This is a genomic window from Sphingobacterium corticibacter, assembly GCF_003076635.1.
GTDB classification, from domain to species: domain Bacteria; phylum Bacteroidota; class Bacteroidia; order Sphingobacteriales; family Sphingobacteriaceae; genus Sphingobacterium; species Sphingobacterium corticibacter.
In genome coordinates this window covers 302,389-321,427 of record NZ_QDKG01000001.1, presented here as the reverse complement: position 1 = coordinate 321,427, position 19,039 = coordinate 302,389, and the positions used below count along the sequence as shown (strand labels likewise).

Below are 19,039 nucleotides of genomic sequence, written 5' to 3'. Positions count from 1 at the left end.
ATTAGCGTCGCTTGTACTTGTGCTGTAGCAGAAAATAGATCGGTATTCCTGCCAATGCAATCAACAAACCTGGCCAAGTAAAATCAGGCTTATATATGATGAGCAATATACAGAATGCTAATCCCATCAGAATATACAGTGAAGGCAAAATCGGATAGCCGATAGTACGATATGGCCGCGGTAAATTGGGTCTTCGAACGCGTAATACATAAATACCCACAATCGTGATAACGTAAAATAACACAGCGACAAAAGTAATCATGTCTAGTAAGTCCCCATAACCACCGCTCAAGCAAAGAAGTGACGCCATTATAGCCTGATACCACAAGGCATAAGAGGGCACAGCGTACTTATTTAGTTGAGCAGAGGATTTAAAAAACAATTGATCTTGAGCCATTGTGTAATACACTCTTGCGCCCGAAATGATCAGACCGTTATTGCACCCAAATGTAGCAACCATTATCAGTATCGCGATAATACCTGTGCCTAACTCTCCAAAAACATTTTGTGACACGGCAATGGCTACACGATCCTTATCCGCATAAGCGATTCCGCTTAATGGCAGCACAGCTGTAAACATCAAATTCAGCAAGACATAAATAAGTGTCACTATAGATACACCTATTAGCAAGCTTAATACGATATTTTTCTTCGGATTTTGAATTTCTCCAGCTACAAAAGTGACATTGTTCCAAGCTTCATAACTCATGATAGCTCCGACAAGTGCTGCCGCTATTCCTCCGCCAAGGTCGGGTAATGATTGATATAACTCAATCTCACCATCAGGAAGTATTTTTTGAAATTGCCAAATCGACGACCAATTCATTTCCCATAGAGATGATTCGAAAGAAATGAATCCAAAAACAATCAACCCACCGATACTCAATACTTTTGTAATAGTGAATAAAGTCTGAATAGTTTTTCCACTTTTAATACCCTTGGTATTCACATAAGTGAGTATAAAAATCAAACAAACAGCAGCAAGTTGTGCTGCTGAGATCGTAAAGTTGCTCAGCCCAAATAACACCATATTTTCGCCAAATTGCGGTAAAAAATAGGCTAAAAACTTAAAAAAAGAAACACCAACTGCGGCCATGGTACCCGTTTGAATGACCGCGAATAGGCTCCAACCGTATAAAAAGGCAACAAGAGGATTATAAGCTTCCTTCAAATACACATACTGTCCGCCAGCCTTGGGAAACATGGCACCAAGCTCTCCATAGCTCAATGCAGCAATCAATGTAATTACTCCACCTAACACCCACACACCGATAAATCCGCCAGCCGAACCAATCTGTCGCACGATGTCAGCACCGACTATAAAAATACCGGATCCAACCATGCTGCCCACTACAATGGATATCGCGTCTATTAATCGAATTTCTTTCTTTAAAGATGATTCTTGCATACGTTAAGATGTTTTTATAGGCTAATTTCTATTACTGTCAACGATCCTAAGTGAACCTTTTAATCGGAAACAAATCTGTTATGTGATTGCAACCATCAGCAAGATATATTTTATTTAACACGAAATTTTCTATTATCTCGCTAATGGATTGTAGGCGATTTCCCCACTGGGAATAGGCCACACGTAGTTGGCATCTGTAGGTAATATTCTTGGAGCTACACCCGCATTGCCTATTTTGGCAGGGAGCGGCTGCACCGTTCTGAATAGCTCCCAAGAACGAAAGCCTTCACCGAGCAATTCGATCCGTTTTTCCGTGAAAATAAGTTGCACTAATCCTGCTTGGCTTTCTGCTGGCGCTCCGAAGACAAAATTCGGATCTGATCGATGTCTCACCGCCTCCAAAAGTATCTTCGCTCTACTGAGTTGATTCAATTGAGCGGCCGCTTCTGCATAGTTTAATAACACTTCGGCATAACGTATCAATGGTACATAATCCATAAAAGGGGCTATATTATTCGGGAATTTATTGAGCAAACGTTGTCCAGCAGCATTACTGATAACGAGATTTCGACGTGCATCAACCGAATTAGTAGCAAAAACTTCATGTGCTACAATACCAGCGGTATTTAGGTATGTAACAGGTGATAGATAATTGTATGCCAAAGCACTTTGCTGTGAAGGTGCTTCTGTAGTAATGATAAAAGGTATGGAAAAAATCGCCTCTGCACCGCTATAAGAGCCAGAAAAAACGGTTGCTATTGATGGCTCTAAAGAATGAGTCGAATTTAATGCTTGATATTGGAAAGGCGGCGAAGTGGGCACTAACTTTACGGCTTCTTCTATAACCTTATTATAATTAGATTGTGTGAGGTATACGCGCGTTTTTAACGCAATTGCGGTCGCCTTATGCGCTCTTGACACGCTTAATAATGCAGTAGAATAGGTGATTGGCAAATCTTCTTCCGCCGCATCTAGATCCAACAATATTTGATCGTACACCTCGCGAACGGTACTAAACGCCAACTGGTTGTTTCCTCCAGATAAATTAGGAGTTAATCGCAGCGGCAAAGCCAAATAATCCGGATTTTGGTTAAACGGTCGTGCGTAAGTTTGCACCAACCCAAAATAAGCAAACGCTCGAATAAACCGCGCCTCAGCGGCATACGCGTCGCGTAATTCCGCAGGAAGGAAGGTCTGTGCTGCCAGCCGATCTAGCAGTATGTTAGCTGAATTGATCATTTGGTAGGCCGCTTCCCACACAGCATTTACAAAAAAACCTGACGATGTAATACTCTGATTCCACACATTAGCCCCAGTTTCGTTATTTCCATCATTCTGGCTAAACTCATCGCCTCGCTGCTCGTTAAAAAGTATACCTTGGCCACCAAAGTATAGAGGGCTCCCGAGCTGACCATACAATCCATTGACTTGTGCCAGTATTTTTTCGGGAGTATTGTAGGCCTCTGCTTCTGGTATACTGGTTAGCGGAGCTAAGTCAAGTGGCTCACTTTGACAGGCCGTGAATAGTACAATTATCCACATGTGTGATGCTATTCTTGCTAATCTAACTCTATTTCTAGTATGTATACTATTCATAATGCTTGCGTTTATGATTAAAAACCAATGTTAATCCCAGCACTAAAAACTTGTGCATTTGCAGGCACATTCTGATCTTTCCCGGAGTTTATTGAATTACCGTTTATAGATATTTCTGGATCTGAGCCGGTATATCTGGTGACCGTAAAAAGGTTAGTGGCTTGCGCATAAATACGTAAAGACGAGATCTGATGGCGTGCAAAATTTTCTTTCAAGGGTACTTGATAACCAATGGCCACATTTTTTAGCTTGGCGAAACTCCCATCTTCGACGTTGGAAGATATGGAGCTTGAAAAACCGTTGGAAAAACTATCTCCCCAAACCACTTTGGGCACATCAGTAATCTGACCCGGGGCAGTCCATCGATCTAAAATAAACGTCCCATTGTTAAAATAACGTTGATCCGATAACGTAGCTTTAGTACCATTATGCAATTTATTGCCACCCGAAAAAATAATTCCGACCAGGAGGTCAAAGTTTTTATAGTACATATTGCTGTTTATACCTCCATAATAACTTGGCAGAGAATTCCCTACTATGCGACCATCTCCATAATTATCAATTTGCGGAGCAACTGACCCATCTAGGTAACTAAAACTCCGATTCAAGGCATCGTACTGTACCCGTTCATCATTTCTGTTGATGAAAATTCTGTTGCCATTATCTGGATTGACACCATCTGTCTGTACAGCGAAAATAGACCCTACCGAATAGCCTTCACGCGTCATATTTTGAATACCAAATGTGCTTAACGAGGTTGGGTATATATCTCCTCCATCGCCTAATGAAGTTACCCGATTTTTGAGGGTGGACAGGTTCGCATTAGCGGACCATCGAAATACACCTTTTTGCAAAATATTGGCCTGTATCGTAAATTCGAATCCTTGATTATATAGCGACCCCACATTGGCGGTTACTGCATTACCTGGGATTCCAAGCGAGGATGCTTGTGGTGCACTTAAGATAAGATTGTCGACATTATTTCGATAATACTCACCCGTGACAAGTACACGGTTATTTAAAAAACCTAGATCAAATCCGACATTAAATTTTTTACTAGATTCCCATTGCAGATCTGGGTTGCCCGCCTGCGCAAATCGTAAAGTAGGCGAACCGGCATAGGTGCTGGCATCATAAATGGATAGGGCCGCATAATCATTTAAACTGCTATTTCCCACTACCCCATAGCTCGCCCGAACCTTAAGTGCGTTGAGTGATTGAGAAAGTGTGCTTTCTTTAAAAAAACGCTCCTCAGAAATATTCCACCCAAGAGCACCACCACCGAAATTACCCCATTTGTTACCATCTGCTAGGGCAGAAAGACCATCTCTTCGTGCATTTATGCTAATCAAGTATTTGCTTTTGTAGGCATAGTTAATGTTGGTGAAATAAGAGATAATGGCATTCTCCGTCTGAATATTATTTGCTGGAACAATATTCAGCCAACCTCCTTGAAAGCTGGTAAAAGATGGATCTGACATACCCGTCCGAGTCGCTCCCCAACCTGCTATGTCTGTCTTTATATATTCATGTCCTAGCAGTACATTCAAGTGATGATCTGCTTGAAAAGTCTCCGTGAAAATGAGTGTATTGGTCCAGTTAGCGCGTTGATATCTGGTCGCATTATTACTTGCTAAGCCATTGGTTGCAAAGCCATCCCCACTCATAGGGTTACGGAAGTTCGTATTTTCGACCCTAAGATCATTTAATCCGTATAGTGTTCTAAATTTTAGAGATTTAAATATTTCTACCTCTGCATAAATACTCCCAAGCAAAGAGTTACTCGCGGACTTATTTGTATCGTGATCAAGCAAGGTCTGCAAATTATATGCATTAAAGACTCCCAAAGCTGGATCATTTGCCCCATAACCAATGTTTCCATTCGTCTGGTTAATGTTGTAATCACCATTTGGCAAGTAAATCGGTACATTCGGCGGCAATATATAAGTCAATCGAGCGAGTGGCTGATCACCTATATACTGTGCATTTACATCTGTTCCGGAGGATGAAGCAATTGTATTTGGCCCGATGGCTCCTGTATCCGGTCCTTCATTTTGAGATATGGTATATCCTGTACTCAATCCTATATTGACCCGAGAATGCAGCTGATGATCTATATTAAATCGTATCCCTTTTTGTTGAAATTTATTGGTTCGGACGATCCCATTTTGATCCGTAAAATTAGCACTCGCGTAATAGCTCGTACGAGGCGCCGCTCCCGAAAGGTAGAGGTGGTGATTTTGAGATACAGCAGTTTGGTAAGCCACATTGTACCAATCAGTCTGAATAATATTACCTTGCGTATCAGTACCAAGCACAAATCCTGGCGATAATCCAGCATTTAGGCGCGCCTCGTTTTTTAGCTTAATGTAATCGTACACGCCGAGTACGGGAGGCAAATTGAAGGGTCTACTTATACTCAACCAATTATTATATCCGGCCGAAGGTGTTCCCAGCTTACCTTTCTTTGTGGTGATAATCAAAACGCCGTTGGCCGCTCGTGAACCATAAATAGCACTAGCAGACGCATCTTTCAACACGTCCATCGACTCAATATCTTCAGGATTTATATTTGCCAAAGGGTTATTACCCACATCCCCTCCTGCCGAGCCTGTGAATACGGTAACACCATCAACGATTATTAAAGGATAGACAGATGATGTAATAGAATTGATTCCTCGAATTCGGAAAACTGGTGTCGCATTTAATGCTCCACTGGGTTGCACAATATTTACACCAGCAGCTTGTCCACCCAGCAACTGATCAAACGATTGCGCTGGTCGATTTTCCAATGCTTCAGATTTTATTTGAGATGCGGCACCCGTGTAGAGTCGTCTACTTTGAGCGGCATAGCCCGTAACTACCACATCGTCAAATTGATTGAGCAACGGTTGCAATGCGATATCAAAAGGCACGTGGCTTATCACAACAGTCCGTACTTCGTATCCTATTGACTTAATAAACACCGTAGCAGGCAGTTGTTGCCCGGTGACAAATCGAAATGAACCGTCCTTGTCGGTTACGACGGTATGCGTTACTCCTTCTAATTGTATCGAAGCACCTGCAATTGGTACGCTATCTATAGAATCTATTATCCTACCATATATTGTAGCATTTATAATCGGCTTGGTATCGATTTGCCCATACCCTATTAAAGGAATTACTAGGTAAAGTGAGATGATAAATCTAATGGGAAAAGTTGGTGATGGTTGCATGAATTTCTAATTATTTACCCTGACTATTATGACCTAATCAATAAATATAATCCCCTTTAAAAACACCGATTCAGTCGATCAAATACTTGACACTGACCAAATCCGAAAACCATGCGCACAAAACATCGTTGAGATTAACAATATTAATCAAAGATAAATTAAGTAAACTATAAATACTATTTAATCTATAGATTTAACATTTTAAAAGAAATACAACAACTTGAACTTTTAGGAAGCAAATTGAACAAAAAATTCTTTAATCACTTATGCATACTAGATTTATTCCTTATATTAGGAACAACACGATACTGAATTATTATGCTACAACCTTCCTTCAAATTCCTTTGGATTGCACTCCTTACCATACCACTATTCTTTAGCTGCTCAACACACTATCTCGCTACACTGCAAGGCATTGATATGCAAAAAAATGTGACTGATAGCACCTTCTATAGTGGAAATGACACGCTTGGAATTTCTTATGCATTCAACAATGCGGATGGCTCTGTTCGCATTCGTTTCGAAAACTACACGGAGCAATCTATGATAATAGATTTATCAAAATCAGCAGATACAGACGAGAGACAATAATCTAGCAGGAAACGTCTTCAAACGCAAAAAGCTTCAAGTTTCCTTGAAGCTTTTTTTAGTAGCGGGGAGCAGGCTACGAATTAAATAAGCAAAGTACTCATTAGCAATTCAATAAAGTAATGATTAAGCAAACTGCACACAAAATTGCACACACTTCTTACATGCAAAGCTCCGATATAATAATATATACATATATTTGTAAATGACATTTAAAGAATTGATCGAAAAGCATCGGGACAAAATTAATTTGGTCGGTCTTTCATACCATATGTACCCGAATGTAACTCAGAACACCGCCAAGACAAAGCTCTCAAACAAGTTGAAAGAAACTGAATCTGGATCTGGAAAGCAGCGGATATTACCACATGATGAGGATGCCGCTCGTAAGGCTTTAATTTCCTTGAGAGATGACTTGATAAAATTTATCGGGGAATAACTTTAAAGTTATAATTGAAAAATATATAATACAATATTATTATATATTGTTTTTAAATCGTATCTTTGTGTAAAGTAACACACAAAAAAGATATGAATACATACGCTAAATTTTGCCCGAACGTCTTCGTAGCAAAGTGCACCGAACTACACGAAAAAGGCGCAATCATCAATGTGACCACAAAGTACGGGAAAGAGAACGAATGTGAAGTTCACAACCTGGTAATAGAAAAAGATGGTCACTACTACTTCTCGATAACCCGCACCGACGGTTTCAACTCACAACAACGTGCCAAAAACAAAGCCGATCGCCTCATATCGGCTAGTAGCAACGCTACCGGCAAAAGCAACAATTATTACGAAGCATCTCAAGAAGGTAAAGACTTCTTATCACTAGGGGAACCTATTAAAGTTGGCCACCATAGCGAAAAGAGACACCGTGCACTCATTGAACGAAATCATAATCGTATGGCTAACGCTGTAAAATTTGCTGACAAAGCAGAAGAATACGAGCAGCGCGCCGAATACTGGGAAAAGAAAGCTAACGATATCAACTTGTCTATGCCCGAGAGTTTGGATTTTTATGAATTTAAACTTGAGCAAGCGAAGAAGCTTCACGAAGATCTGAAGTCTGGAAAAGTCGAAAGATCACATTCATTTTCCTTGACATACGCGAAGAGGGATGTTAACGAGCTGACGAAAAAACTTCAATTAGCTCAGAAGCTTTGGGCTTAAAAATTACGAACATACATGATAGAGCCTTCAACTGGCTCTATTATTTTTTACCCACATAATAAAACGTGCAACTTATACAGCGCTATAAAATGTGTCACCAATTTATTAACCACTAATTTTATATCATCATGAGTAATTTGACGCTGTCAATCAAGCAAACCTATTTTGATCAAATCAAAGCTGGTGAAAAGAAGTTTGAAGAGAGAGAAATTCGACCTAACAACATTTCGAAGTATTGTGAAGTCGATGACGAAGGCTTTGTTTTAGAAGACGAGAAAGACGAGCCTGTAACCCGAAAGTATGACACCATCACCTTTTTAACAGGTGCATACAAAGGAACCAGAGAAAAAATGATTGTCGAAGTGAAGGAAAGTTACACAGTTATTCTCTTTGATGAAGCTACTGGCGATGAAATTACTTATGAACATGATGGCGAAACGTACACAGCTGCGATTATCCGTTATGAACTAGGCAAAATCATTTGTTAACTAAATTTTATAAAATGAGACGTAGATCAGCATCAACAACAGTCGGCGGCCCTATTGGTAGAGGAGGTCGATTCGTAACAAGAAATCAGAGATACCGTGACATGCGAGCAGCATTCGGTGTAGCGGCTGGCTAATGAATATCATTCAGCATGCAAAACAGGTGATCAGCACGGTTAGCAAACAAACTAATCGTGCTATCCTTTTTTACAGTGCTGGCAAAGACAGCATAGCTCTTCTTGATCTTATGTCGAAAGAGTTTGATGAAGTGGTATGTGTGTTCATGTATTTCGTTAAAGGCTTAGATCACGTCGAAATCTACTTGAAAGATATTGAAGCTAGATATCCTAACGTCCGTATCATTCAGAAACCACATTGGAATCTAACGTATATCCATAAATCAGGAAGCTACTGCATTCCGGACAAAAGTGTTAAGCTCAAAAAGCTAAAGGATATTGATAACGAAGTCAGAGCAGAAACCGGAATTGAATGGTCCTTTTTTGGAATGAAGAAAGCCGATAGCCTCCATCGTCGCGTTATGCTTATGGGTTATGAATTGGAAGGCATCAACGAGAAAACAAAAAAGGCGTATCCACTTAGCCTTTGGAAAAACGGCGAGGTGTTGGCATACATCAAAAGCCGTAACCTTCCCTCCCCGATCATTTACGGAAAGAAGGCTAGCAATGGGATTGGCTTCAATGTAGAATGCTTGCTATTTCTCCGCGAACGCTTTCCCCAGGATTATGCCAAAATCATAGCAGCTTATCCTATGAGCGAAGTAATACTATATCAATACGATCAACAGCATGCAGCTAAGTAAGTACGTATCCTCCGAATCGGTTCAAATTCAACGATCCGAAATATCCTTCGCCGACTATAATCCTCGAAAGATCAGCGAGTCCGCGAAAAAGAAGCTCAAAGCTAATATCAAACGCTTAGGTGTGATGGGCGGCATCGTGTGGAACGAAAAGACTGGAAATATTGTAGGCGGTCACCAAAAGGTTAAGATCCTAGACGAACTCCACAACTATTCAGACGATAACAAAAACGACTACGTGCTAACGGTCGAAAAGGTCAGTCTATCCATAAAAGAAGAGAAAGAGCAAAACCTATTCTTAAACAACAAAAGCGCACAAGGCGAAACGGATAGCGATCTACTTGCACGGATGATCACCGATATAGACTACGATCTTGCAGGATTAGATACATTTGACTTACAGCTAGCCGGTATCGAATTGCCATCTTCTACTGATATCGCCGACGACGTAGATCCATTTGAAACAATGCGCGAGCTTGAAAAGGTCAAGTCCGCAGCCGAGAAGAAGCAGGACATCCAATCGAAAAAAGAGGCTGTCCGAGAAAAGGCAATTGATGATATGGCAGATCGCGAAACGTATGTGACATTATTGTTTAAATCAGCGAAAGCAAAAGAGCAGTTTATGCACCGCTTCAATTTCAATCCCACTGATAACATCATTCAAGGAGAGACGTTGGACGACATGGTAGAAATCGTCTATTAACTGTCTCCACCGTGTGGGCAAAATATAACTAAATATAAATAGATACAGAATATGGCAAAAAAAGGCAGAGATCCTAAACATGATTATACTGACGCCATGTTTCTGCTACAGATTGAGGGATGGGCAAGGGATGGTTATGATGATCGTCAGATAGCAGAATTGCTTGACCTTTCAGCAGAACATTTTTCGAGACTTAAATCCGCTAATCCTCAATTATATCAAGCTCTTAAAAAGGGTCGGCAACCACTGGAAGTGCTAGTTGAGAACTCCCTATTCAAACGGGCAACCGGATTGAAGGTTAAGACAACCGTTCGCAAATGGGTGGTTATGCCTAACGAAGATGGCGAATATCAGAACGTCGAAGTAGTTCAAGAAACCGAAACGGAACTTCCTCCAGATACCGGCGCAGCGATGGCTTGGCTGAAACATAAAAAGCCTGAAATGTGGAACATTGCTACCAAAATGCAAATGGAGCAAGATATAAACATGAATGGAAGTATTTCAATAGATAGTTGGTTAGATGCAAACAACCAGGGCGAAGATTCAGACGATACAGAGATCGAAGAAGATTTCGACGGCGAGTAAACGGCGTGTAGGTCGAACGCGCCCTAAAATAAAAATTGCATCTCCATTTATACCGCTTTATGAGGATAAGAAGAAATTCATCATCCTCATTACCGGTGGCCGTGGTAGCGGAAAGTCGTTCAACGGCTCCCTGTTCCTTGAAAGATTGAGTTTTGAGAAAGGTCACAGCATTCTTTTCTCTCGTTATACGATGGCTTCGGCTGCTGATTCTGTTATTCCGGAATTTCAGGAGAAGATCGATCTGGAAGGTACGACTAAGTTTTTCACGGTCAAGAAAAACAATGTCATCAACAAAAGGTCGGGCGTTCCGATTATGTTCCGCGGTATCAAAACCGGATCCGGAAACCAAACGGCCAAGCTGAAATCAATTCAAGGTCTAACGACTTTCGTTGGAGATGAGATGGAGGAATGGACGGATTTTGAAAGCTACGAAAAGCTTATGCTCTCGATCCGTCAAAAGGGAATCCAAAACAGGATTATCCTGATTATGAACCCGACCGACGATTCCCACTTCGTGTATGAACAGTATATCAAAGACACGCACCGAGTCGAAACAATTGATGGCGTAGATGTTCAAATTTCCACGCATCCAAACGTGCTGCACATCCACACCTCCTACCTAGATAACATCGAAAACCTATCTACCAACTTCCTTGAGCGTATCGAACAGATCAAACAAGAAAGCATAAAGGAGGCTACTGATGCACAGGGCAATTTCGATCGCTCCAAGTACCAGATGACTAAGTATGCCAATGTGGTTATAGGTCGATGGGCAGATATTAAAGAAGGTGTTATTCTTCCGAAACAAGAAGAAGGTGAATTCAACGAGTACCTCCCCTACTGCTATGGTCAAGATTATGGTTTCTCCGTCGATCCGGATACGCTTATGCGCGTTGCTGTCGACACGAAGAAAAAACGCATCTATGTAGATGAGGAATACTATGACACCAAGCAACTCGGCACCGAGGAGATTATCGCGCTCAACAAATCGCGAATACTAAAATCAAACGATCTAATTGTCGGCGATAGCGCGGAGGATCGGCTAATCAAGGATATTGAAAAACTGGGAAAGATCAACATAAAGCCATGTTGGAAAGCGCCTGGTTCTGTTTCCGCTTCGCTATTAAAGATGGCTGATTACACAATCGTCTACACTCCGCGAAGCCGAAACGTGCGAACCGAACTCAAAAACTACATCTGGAATGATAAAAAGGCAGGAATACCGATCGACAAATGGAATCACGCGATAGATGCGATTCGTTATGCTTTCGACTTTTTGACGAAAAACGATCCGAATGCTGCGAAGAAAACTAAACAGGCTATGCAATCAATTAGAACTCCTAAACGAAGGGTAAGACGATGACAACAGAAGAATTAAAAGAATTGGTGGACGGCGACTACAACACGTTGTATGAAGTCGTAAGCAAATTGGAAAAGAAAATCAAACTTGGTACCAAAACAATCTCTATCACTGACGCTATTCGACAATATGATCCGTATCACCACGATGTAAATGATCCATCCGTCAGAGAGAAGCGAAAGCTTGAGATCGAAGGAGAAGAGTATACAGATAGTATCACTCAAGAGACAAAATCATCAGTACAGTATGACGAAGTCGAAGTAAACCGGCTTCAGCTAGCTAGGCAAAAGCAGATCGTTCAATCGGCGGTTTTCTTTGAGTGTGGAGCAAGTATCACATTGGACTTTACCGGAAAAAACGAAAAAGAAAATGAGTTTTTCGAGCTGATCAAAAAGGTTTGGGATGATAACAAGCTTTCATTTAAAACAGAGGATATTGTTGAGCGCCGAATGATCGAAACACATTGCGCGGAGTTGTGGTATGACTATACAAGTGAGGACTATTGGGACGGAACTATGTTGGAGGGGAGTACCAGAAAGCCTGGAATGCTGCTTCTTTGTAAAGAGAACGGCGATGATATCTTCCCTGTGTGGAACGAACATAATGAATTTGTCGGTTTGGGGCGTAAATATGAAAGAACAAATATTATCACTGACCTGAAAACCCTCCATTTCGATTTTTACACCGGAGAAACGATCATTTTTGGTAGACAACAAGATGGGGAGTCTTGGGAATCCGTAGTTAGGGAAGGTTATGGATTTCTAGCATTGATCTATCACTCACAACCACGTCCAGAGTGGTCAGACACTCAACCATTATCGAATCGTGAAGAGACAAACTTTTCAAATATTGCCGATACTAATGATTACTACGGCGATCCGGCTATGGTTGTCGAAGGTGAAGCAGAAAGCCTGCCATCCAAAGGTGAGGTTGCAAAAGTTATTCAGGTTAAAGGAACTTCGGACGGCGGTCGCGGTAGTGTTTCCTTTGCGCAGCCGGACGCGATGGTTGAATCAAAGAAAATGGAGTTTGAGAAGTTGAAGCAAGAACAATTCGATATCACCAACACTCCAGATATTAGTTTCAATACCATGTCGCAGCTAATGAGCAACGGAACGTCCGGCATTGCGCTACGTCTCCTTTTTATGGGGCCGCAATTGAAAGGAAACAAAGCGCAAAAGCGACTGCATGAGATGCTTGTTCGCCGGATCAATGTTATCAAAAAAATGTTGATCAGTTTTTCTACTGCAGAACTTAGCGAAATGAAGAATGTCAACCCAGCAATCAATTTTAAAGATGCTCTACCAGTCAATAAACAAGAGTTGATCGGCAACGTCACATCACTGGTTAACGCTAAGCTACTTTCTCGTAAAACAGCGATCACCATGCTAGGTGAAGTTTCAGATGTCGAAGCAGAACTGAATCAGATTTTAGAGGAAACACGAGCAGAAGCCAAAATCGAATTATAATTCATAATTATCAAAATTATATAATAATATTTGTATATATAATTTATTGTTGCTATCTTTGTTTAACATAAAAGGCAATAAGAACAGATCTTATTTCCCCAATCTTCGAGAAGATTAACGACACGTAGTCGGTTGGGGATAGAATATTAAACAACCGTTACCCGAAAGGGGTGAGTGAATCAAAACGCAATAAGGGATCGCAAATGCTCGATCATGGGTGTGTTACCACGCGTCCTATTAACCTGCGACGGTTGTTACTTTATCTGGGGCGTTTCTGCATCGGGCAGGTGGTGGCGGTTCGAAACCGTTGCGCTCCACTTCATAATTTAGGTTAATTGGTTAGTATGGCCGTGGGACTCTCCCCGTTTCTCACGGCTTTTTTATTGAATGGGGAAACAACTTAGGTATGAATACGGGAACAATAAAGGCAACATTCGCTAATAACTTAAAAAGCTATAGATCCATTAAAGGCTACAGCCAAAAGCAACTAGCTGATATGTTTGGAATCAAACGATCATCACTTGGATCTTACGAAGAATGTCGGGCGCTTCCCAGAGTTGATGACTTCTACCAAATTGCGAATATTTTAAGAGTCAGCATGGAAAGCCTGATCAATGATGAAATCAACTGGAATTCGAAATAATAAAATTCTGCTGCAATGAAAATAGGAAACCGCATAATTCAGAACCGGAACATCGAAGTTAATACTCCCGATCACTTCGAAGCGAAATACAAGGGTCTTCATATCTATGTTTCATCAGATCATGGTCATGGGAAGGCAGCACATGCACATCTCACACGGTACTGGATGGAGGTTTGGAATTGCGAAAATGGAATATGTGACTGCCAAACTTGGGAAGACTGCAGAGATATTAATGAAGCAATTTACAAGGCGATGGAAGGAGCATGTTTGCTGTAATGAAAGAGGTCTGGAAAGATATCCCTAACTACGAAGGATTATACCGGATATCCAGCAAAGGCCAGATCCTTAGAATCCGGAGAGGGAAAGTAAAGCGACCGACGATCACAACGTCTGCTAACGGCTACACTTCACAAGTGGTGTCGCTATCAGCTAACGGAGTACAGTCTAGGCACCATGTGCACATTTTAGTATATGCTACGTTCCGTGGCAAGCCAAACGGCATGATCGATTTTAAGGACGGAGATAAGCAAAACCTGAGCGTCGATAACTTAGACGAAGTTCGAGCGACAAATAGATTTATAAAAGCACATTGTATATGACCATCAAAGAACTAAAAAAGCAATTGAGCATCTGCCTGATCACATGGAAGTTTTAGTGGATGAAAGATCTACTGAGTTTAGATACGGATTAGTGAATTCGGCATTTCTTAAAGAGATATCATTTTCGGAAGATCCGGACGGTAAATAATTGAGTAGCGACAGTGTTTTCATTTTAACAGAATAATAAACACACAAACGGCATTTTAATCATCACCCCTCAAATAGGAAGAGCTAAAATTTGCTATCCGATTTTCAAAGTTTATAAGTTTATTATTAAAGTATTGGAAATAATTGTCGAAGTCACACTGAGCCTCAAATCTTTTCAGATGATCTGATTCAATATTTCCTGTAGAGTCATAAATATCTTTGAAAAAAGCTACCCAAGTTTGGATGTTGTCCAAATAATCATCTTGTTCCCGTATATAAGCTTTGATATCAAAGAAAATATTTTTAAGCGTACTGTTCTTCAAACCGATCACGGCCGGATGAATCTTTTTAACAATATTGTCTAAATCATTTCTATGATTGCCCAAACCATAATCTATATGGTTATAATAATCTATAGCCTCTTTAATAGTCAAATATGCATCGGATAATTCAGCGTATCTAGACGGTAAATACTTAAAATTGTTTGAACCTGAAATGAATGATCTTGTCCTACTTTCCAGAGAATAATCATATATCTTTTTTAGGTAATGCGATAAGTATTCGATATTTGATCCAATCGTAACTTCGTAATCATGAGTCTTCTCTTCCATCCATATTTTTTTTGCTTCATGAGCCACCATGTAAGTATTGAATGCAATTAATAATCCTACTGCGGCAATACATATTGTTATAAAATTTCCAAATAGGGTTATCGTTTGATAGAAGTTTTCAGGATAAAATAATTCCATTTTAGAATAAAAGAAAATAAGCAAAAAGTAATGTCACCATTATTGTAGACCATATACTTAGCAATGAATACAGATTCGTCTTATATAGCAGTCTATTAAACTTCTCCACATCGGTTCCTGGTATTTCGGTAATTTTCGACTGAGTTCTAGCTCGAGCCAACATACGGTAGTCAATATTTAAAAGCATTAATGAATTCGCGATCGGGATCACAAAGATCCAATCTGGAATATCTTTTCGAAATGCAATCAGCGCAAAATAAGCAGCTATTAAAATATTATTTAAACTAAATACTTTATCATGTATTCGGTCAAAATATTTTTGCGTGTCAACAATTCCACTTTCCTCCATCCTTTTGAAGAAATTATGATTTTCTTCAATTTCCTCGTCAGTTGGAAGTCCTAATTCTCTCCAGTCATCGTCTGTCATATGGTTTGTATGTTAGTATAGTCAAATATACAATTCAATCTTTTATCCCAAATACGGGAAACCCTATTTTTATATCTGAGAATGCTGTAGATTAGATCAACTAATTACAACTAAAATTATGTGTGCTAGAGTAAACTATAAGTTCTTCCTAAAATTTGGACAGAGAATACACCTTGAAGAATTTCAAAAAGGTAAAATATATATGAATAGTCTGTCATGGTTTGCAAATCAGCCAGAAGAAAATTTTATAGGCGATCGTTTAGAAGGATTAAGAGGAGTAAAATCTATACCCGAGCCGTCATTTTTCAAATTAAGAGCTAAAGACAAAGAATTTCATTTTAAAAGTGTTGGTCCAAGTCTTCTATACCCAAATAGACGGTACCAGGGCAATATATTTTGTCTTTATGGAGGTAGTGAAGATCTACTTGAAAAGTATTTATTTGGCTTGCGAGGTAAACTACCTATACAAGATAGTTTTGGTAAATCTGAAGCATTTGCCCTAATAAATAAACCTAGGCTATTAATTGAAAAAATTGTAGATTACTGTAAAGATAATGCCTATGAAGTCTCCTATAATCGAGTGGATTATAAAGATTATAGTAAAATAGACACAGCGCTCACACCCTTCTGCAAGCGTCATAAATATAGTCATCAGCATGAATTTAGAATCTACATCAAAAAAAATGAAGATGGTCCATTGATTCTAGACATAGGTGATATATCAGATTTCTGCCACATAGGTTATACAAAGCATCATCAGAATATTGAATTTAGGGTGAAGTAAGTACAATACTACTTCCTGTACTTCCCACAAAATCACGATAAAATACCCGAAACAGCCTGCATAGTAAACCATCCATCGGACCACATGTTGTCCTACCAAACAGATAGTTCAACTTAAACATGTATAGATATGGTAAGGATTAAGAAAAAATAGGATTAGCGATACTTAAAGCGGCGGAATCAGCAATGATTGGTATATCAACTACAATGCAGTTGCTAGGTCAGGATAAAAATACACTGGCCGTCGTAAGGCTAACAGATCCAATTAGATATTAATAGTAGAATAATAGTAATTTTGAGTACAAGCCTCCGTCTAGGAGGCTTATCTCTTTTCTAACAGTTGCAACCAGCCCCCGTTGCAATCCCTAATAACATAGTGAACTATAATCTGCCCAAACCTTTTAAGTGATTAATCAACTGACATAAAGTACGTTAGGATAAAAGCCGAAACAATATTCACACCTATTGATACCACAATACCAACTATATAGAGTGTTATTGCTCCTCGATAATCATTTTCCGTATCAATCTTAAATTTGTACGACTCCTTAGATAATAATAGAAAACTTTTTTTTCTGGACCGAAGCAATGCTATAATCGACGTCATGGAAATTATAATACATAAGCCCATAACTAGGCTGAATACAAATTTATCATTATTAAACTGTGTAGATTTGTAATCTAAAACTGATGAAATAAGATAATTTAATTTGTCGTTCAAACTATCATTACTCTTCAAAAAATCATCAATCTCTGCCTTTCTTTTTTCTAAAATTTTACTTGATCGATCTGACCATAAGTAAGTTGTTATCATTCCCCAAAACATTGTAACAAAAGCGGAGCAAAGTAAAGCATTGCTTCTCATAAATCTTCTGAAGCTGTTTTCCTTTCGGAATAGACCTTGCAAATAATTAGTTAACAGGGTTTCCATGTCTGCACCCCATGTACGAGCAGTATGTTCTATGCGGATATGAATCGATGCAATATTACGGCGAGGGCTCATTAATGCTATCAAATTATCTCTACCTTCATACTCATTGAAATTGCACACAAACAAAATCTCTATCTCCTGTCTCTCAGGAACATCCTTGTCTGGAAATTGTATTAGGTAACTCCAAGTCATTCGAATTGCTATAGAAACAACTTTTTTGACTTCGTTATAAGTTGAAAGCTCCTCAAAACTTGATAAAATAATAGAAGAATCGTCGTTAAAATAAATCTGCGATTTCAACTGAAGGAATTTCCCCCCATTCTGTTGCCTAACTCTTTGATTGATGAGGTAGTGTATATTTTGAAGCTCAGATAGATCAAGATCAAATTCGCCGAAAAGATTCTTTGTGATAGTTTGAGGCGTGCCGAGAAGACCTTTAACAAATTCAGCGAACTGAGATTCATCAAAAGGTAGCGCTAGATATCCCTTTTGCTTGTAATCAGTATTCGTGTTATCAGACTCAGAAACTTCATGGGTAACTTGCAGACTTTTTTTCATAATTGCAGTTTGGTATTCAAATATATATAAATATCATATTAAAAATAATATATGCACATTATATAATGTACCGATATTATATAGCAAAAGATACTTCTCTCATCTAGTCTTTGGAATATTTTAGCGTTTAAAAATTTAAGCGCACAAATGAATATTCAGGAACGAGTTTTAACAGCTCTGAAACCTTTGGTTGCAAGCAAAGGGTTTGGAGAAAAAACAGTCGAAGGGTTGGCAACAAACCTTGCAACAGGACTGACAGAAGAAAGCACGGACGAGGACATCACCGCTGCAATCAATGGTGCTTCAACATACTTCAATCTAATGCAATCGGAGAATACCCGATACATTAACGAGTACAAAAAGAAGAACCCTACCCCAGCGAATCCAGATCCAAACCTAAACCCAGCAAATCCGGCTAATCCCGAAACAACGAGTTACGAGGATAAATTCAAGGAGTTGTCTGACAAATTCGATAAGCTTCTAGCACACAACGATACCCTTTCTTTAAAACAGAAATGGGAGAAGCTTGCAGAAGCGAACGGCATCGTAAACGAAACACTTATCCAAAAGTGGCAGCCATCCAAAGAAGAAGATTTTGACGGAGCGATCGAGGAATTGAAAAACTTCAACACCTCATTTATCAAGCAAACTGCTAACGATAAATCAACCGGCAAACCAAATTCGGGTGATCGTGGCGATGCTGATGACAAAAAGCCTAAAGCATTATCTGCTAAAGGCAAAGAAGCAGTAGAAAGCTTCAAAAAAGCGCAGGAGCGCCTCGCTAAGAGTAAGGCGTAATTTTC

Annotated in this window: 19 protein-coding genes; 13 read left to right on the top strand and 6 right to left on the bottom strand. The window is 39.7% G+C overall.

The genetic code is table 11. The features are described 5' to 3' along the window. Nucleotide 1: 1 nt before the first annotated feature. The 3 genes from DC487_RS01470 to DC487_RS01460 form a co-directional block, all read right to left on the bottom strand. On the bottom strand, nucleotides 2-1,408 hold the full coding sequence (locus DC487_RS01470; protein WP_116774190.1) for an APC family permease: 1,407 nt from the start codon (nucleotides 1,406-1,408) through the stop codon (nucleotides 2-4). Nucleotides 1,409-1,540: 132 nt separating this feature from the next. Further along, on the bottom strand, nucleotides 1,541-2,950 hold the full coding sequence (locus DC487_RS01465) for a RagB/SusD family nutrient uptake outer membrane protein (RefSeq protein ID WP_165798997.1): 1,410 nt from the start codon (nucleotides 2,948-2,950) through the stop codon (nucleotides 1,541-1,543). A 71-nt stretch (nucleotides 2,951-3,021) separates the two neighbouring features. After that, on the bottom strand, nucleotides 3,022-6,219 hold the full coding sequence (locus tag DC487_RS01460; RefSeq protein WP_116774188.1) for a SusC/RagA family TonB-linked outer membrane protein: 3,198 nt from the start codon (nucleotides 6,217-6,219) through the stop codon (nucleotides 3,022-3,024). A 318-nt stretch (nucleotides 6,220-6,537) separates the two neighbouring features. On the opposite strand from DC487_RS01460, the gene DC487_RS01455 reads away from it, so the two are divergent. From DC487_RS01455 to DC487_RS01400, 11 genes are all read left to right on the top strand, one after another. Further along, nucleotides 6,538-6,810 (top strand): hypothetical protein, encoded by a 273-nt coding sequence (locus tag DC487_RS01455; protein WP_116774187.1) that lies wholly within the window; start codon nucleotides 6,538-6,540, stop codon nucleotides 6,808-6,810. A 202-nt stretch (nucleotides 6,811-7,012) separates the two neighbouring features. Beyond that, nucleotides 7,013-7,246 (top strand): hypothetical protein, encoded by a 234-nt coding sequence (locus DC487_RS01450; RefSeq protein WP_116774186.1) that lies wholly within the window; start codon nucleotides 7,013-7,015, stop codon nucleotides 7,244-7,246. 92 nt (nucleotides 7,247-7,338) lie between these two features. Then, nucleotides 7,339-7,980 carry a DUF3560 domain-containing protein gene (locus tag DC487_RS01445; RefSeq protein ID WP_116774185.1) on the top strand — a complete coding sequence of 214 codons (642 nt, stop codon included), beginning with the start codon at nucleotides 7,339-7,341 and terminating at the stop codon, nucleotides 7,978-7,980. Between the two features lie 128 nt (nucleotides 7,981-8,108). After that, nucleotides 8,109-8,468: an ASCH domain-containing protein gene (locus DC487_RS01440; protein ID WP_116774184.1), complete on the top strand. Its 360-nt coding sequence runs from the start codon at nucleotides 8,109-8,111 to the stop codon at nucleotides 8,466-8,468. Between the two features lie 133 nt (nucleotides 8,469-8,601). Beyond that, entirely contained in the window at nucleotides 8,602-9,285 is a 684-nt protein-coding gene (locus tag DC487_RS01435; protein WP_116774183.1) for a phosphoadenosine phosphosulfate reductase domain-containing protein, read from the top strand. Next, nucleotides 9,272-9,985 (top strand): ParB N-terminal domain-containing protein, encoded by a 714-nt coding sequence (locus DC487_RS01430; protein WP_116774182.1) that lies wholly within the window; start codon nucleotides 9,272-9,274, stop codon nucleotides 9,983-9,985. The genes DC487_RS01435 and DC487_RS01430 overlap by 14 nt, the downstream gene beginning before the upstream one ends. A 96-nt stretch (nucleotides 9,986-10,081) precedes the next feature. After that, nucleotides 10,082-10,570, top strand: a complete 489-nt coding sequence (locus tag DC487_RS01425; RefSeq protein ID WP_165798996.1) for a bacteriophage terminase small subunit — start codon at nucleotides 10,082-10,084, stop codon at nucleotides 10,568-10,570. Next, nucleotides 10,506-11,933: a PBSX family phage terminase large subunit gene (locus DC487_RS01420; RefSeq protein ID WP_116774180.1), complete on the top strand. Its 1,428-nt coding sequence runs from the start codon at nucleotides 10,506-10,508 to the stop codon at nucleotides 11,931-11,933. The genes DC487_RS01425 and DC487_RS01420 overlap by 65 nt, the downstream gene beginning before the upstream one ends. Then, nucleotides 11,930-13,399, top strand: a complete 1,470-nt coding sequence (locus DC487_RS01415; protein ID WP_116774179.1) for a phage portal protein — start codon at nucleotides 11,930-11,932, stop codon at nucleotides 13,397-13,399. Before DC487_RS01420 ends, DC487_RS01415 begins: the two co-directional genes overlap by 4 nt. 406 nt (nucleotides 13,400-13,805) lie before the next feature. After that, nucleotides 13,806-14,042, top strand: a complete 237-nt coding sequence (locus DC487_RS01410) for a helix-turn-helix transcriptional regulator (RefSeq protein ID WP_116774178.1) — start codon at nucleotides 13,806-13,808, stop codon at nucleotides 14,040-14,042. 275 nt (nucleotides 14,043-14,317) lie between these two features. Further along, nucleotides 14,318-14,641 carry an NUMOD4 domain-containing protein gene (locus DC487_RS01400; RefSeq protein ID WP_165798995.1) on the top strand — a complete coding sequence of 108 codons (324 nt, stop codon included), beginning with the start codon at nucleotides 14,318-14,320 and terminating at the stop codon, nucleotides 14,639-14,641. A gap of 203 nt (nucleotides 14,642-14,844) precedes the next feature. Here DC487_RS01400 and DC487_RS01395 read toward each other — a convergent pair whose 3' ends face one another. After that, nucleotides 14,845-15,537, bottom strand: a complete 693-nt coding sequence (locus DC487_RS01395) for an SNARE domain-containing protein (RefSeq protein ID WP_116774175.1) — start codon at nucleotides 15,535-15,537, stop codon at nucleotides 14,845-14,847. 1 nt (nucleotide 15,538) lies between these two features. Beyond that, the gene (locus DC487_RS01390; protein ID WP_116774174.1) at nucleotides 15,539-15,964 is read right to left on the bottom strand and encodes a hypothetical protein; all 426 of its coding nucleotides are present in this window, start codon (nucleotides 15,962-15,964) and stop codon (nucleotides 15,539-15,541) included. Nucleotides 15,965-16,082: 118 nt separating this feature from the next. Here DC487_RS01390 and DC487_RS01385 point away from each other — a divergent pair, with 118 nt between their 5' ends. Beyond that, nucleotides 16,083-16,748 carry a hypothetical protein gene (locus DC487_RS01385; RefSeq protein WP_116774173.1) on the top strand — a complete coding sequence of 222 codons (666 nt, stop codon included), beginning with the start codon at nucleotides 16,083-16,085 and terminating at the stop codon, nucleotides 16,746-16,748. Nucleotides 16,749-17,156: 408 nt separating this feature from the next. On the opposite strand, the gene DC487_RS01380 is transcribed toward DC487_RS01385, so the two are convergent. Next, nucleotides 17,157-18,236 carry a hypothetical protein gene (locus tag DC487_RS01380; RefSeq protein ID WP_116774172.1) on the bottom strand — a complete coding sequence of 360 codons (1,080 nt, stop codon included), beginning with the start codon at nucleotides 18,234-18,236 and terminating at the stop codon, nucleotides 17,157-17,159. Nucleotides 18,237-18,383: 147 nt separating this feature from the next. Between DC487_RS01380 and DC487_RS01375 the strand changes: the two genes are divergently transcribed. Next, nucleotides 18,384-19,034 carry a hypothetical protein gene (locus tag DC487_RS01375; protein ID WP_116774171.1) on the top strand — a complete coding sequence of 217 codons (651 nt, stop codon included), beginning with the start codon at nucleotides 18,384-18,386 and terminating at the stop codon, nucleotides 19,032-19,034. Nucleotides 19,035-19,039 lie beyond the last annotated feature (5 nt).

Bases quoted from the DNA above. Each gene is read 5' to 3' on its own strand.
- DC487_RS01440 (WP_116774184.1), top strand. From the start codon at position 8,109: ATGAGTAATTTGACGCTGTCAATCAAGCAAACCTATTTTGATCAAATC.
- DC487_RS01450 (WP_116774186.1), top strand. From the start codon at position 7,013: ATGACATTTAAAGAATTGATCGAAAAGCATCGGGACAAAATTAATTTG.
- DC487_RS01395 (WP_116774175.1), bottom strand. From the start codon at position 15,537: ATGGAATTATTTTATCCTGAAAACTTCTATCAAACGATAACCCTATTT.
- DC487_RS01460 (WP_116774188.1), bottom strand. From the start codon at position 6,219: ATGCAACCATCACCAACTTTTCCCATTAGATTTATCATCTCACTTTAC.
- DC487_RS01415 (WP_116774179.1), top strand. From the start codon at position 11,930: ATGACAACAGAAGAATTAAAAGAATTGGTGGACGGCGACTACAACACG.
- DC487_RS01375 (WP_116774171.1), top strand. From the start codon at position 18,384: ATGAATATTCAGGAACGAGTTTTAACAGCTCTGAAACCTTTGGTTGCA.
- DC487_RS01385 (WP_116774173.1), top strand. From the start codon at position 16,083: ATGTGTGCTAGAGTAAACTATAAGTTCTTCCTAAAATTTGGACAGAGA.
- DC487_RS01390 (WP_116774174.1), bottom strand. From the start codon at position 15,964: ATGACAGACGATGACTGGAGAGAATTAGGACTTCCAACTGACGAGGAA.
- DC487_RS01445 (WP_116774185.1), top strand. From the start codon at position 7,339: ATGAATACATACGCTAAATTTTGCCCGAACGTCTTCGTAGCAAAGTGC.
- DC487_RS01400 (WP_165798995.1), top strand. From the start codon at position 14,318: ATGAAAGAGGTCTGGAAAGATATCCCTAACTACGAAGGATTATACCGG.
- DC487_RS01470 (WP_116774190.1), bottom strand. From the start codon at position 1,408: ATGCAAGAATCATCTTTAAAGAAAGAAATTCGATTAATAGACGCGATA.
- DC487_RS01380 (WP_116774172.1), bottom strand. From the start codon at position 18,236: ATGAAAAAAAGTCTGCAAGTTACCCATGAAGTTTCTGAGTCTGATAAC.
- DC487_RS01430 (WP_116774182.1), top strand. From the start codon at position 9,272: ATGCAGCTAAGTAAGTACGTATCCTCCGAATCGGTTCAAATTCAACGA.
- DC487_RS01425 (WP_165798996.1), top strand. From the start codon at position 10,082: ATGTTTCTGCTACAGATTGAGGGATGGGCAAGGGATGGTTATGATGAT.
- DC487_RS01455 (WP_116774187.1), top strand. From the start codon at position 6,538: ATGCTACAACCTTCCTTCAAATTCCTTTGGATTGCACTCCTTACCATA.
- DC487_RS01435 (WP_116774183.1), top strand. From the start codon at position 8,602: ATGAATATCATTCAGCATGCAAAACAGGTGATCAGCACGGTTAGCAAA.
- DC487_RS01465 (WP_165798997.1), bottom strand. From the start codon at position 2,950: ATGTGGATAATTGTACTATTCACGGCCTGTCAAAGTGAGCCACTTGAC.
- DC487_RS01410 (WP_116774178.1), top strand. From the start codon at position 13,806: ATGAATACGGGAACAATAAAGGCAACATTCGCTAATAACTTAAAAAGC.
- DC487_RS01420 (WP_116774180.1), top strand. From the start codon at position 10,506: ATGCAAACAACCAGGGCGAAGATTCAGACGATACAGAGATCGAAGAAG.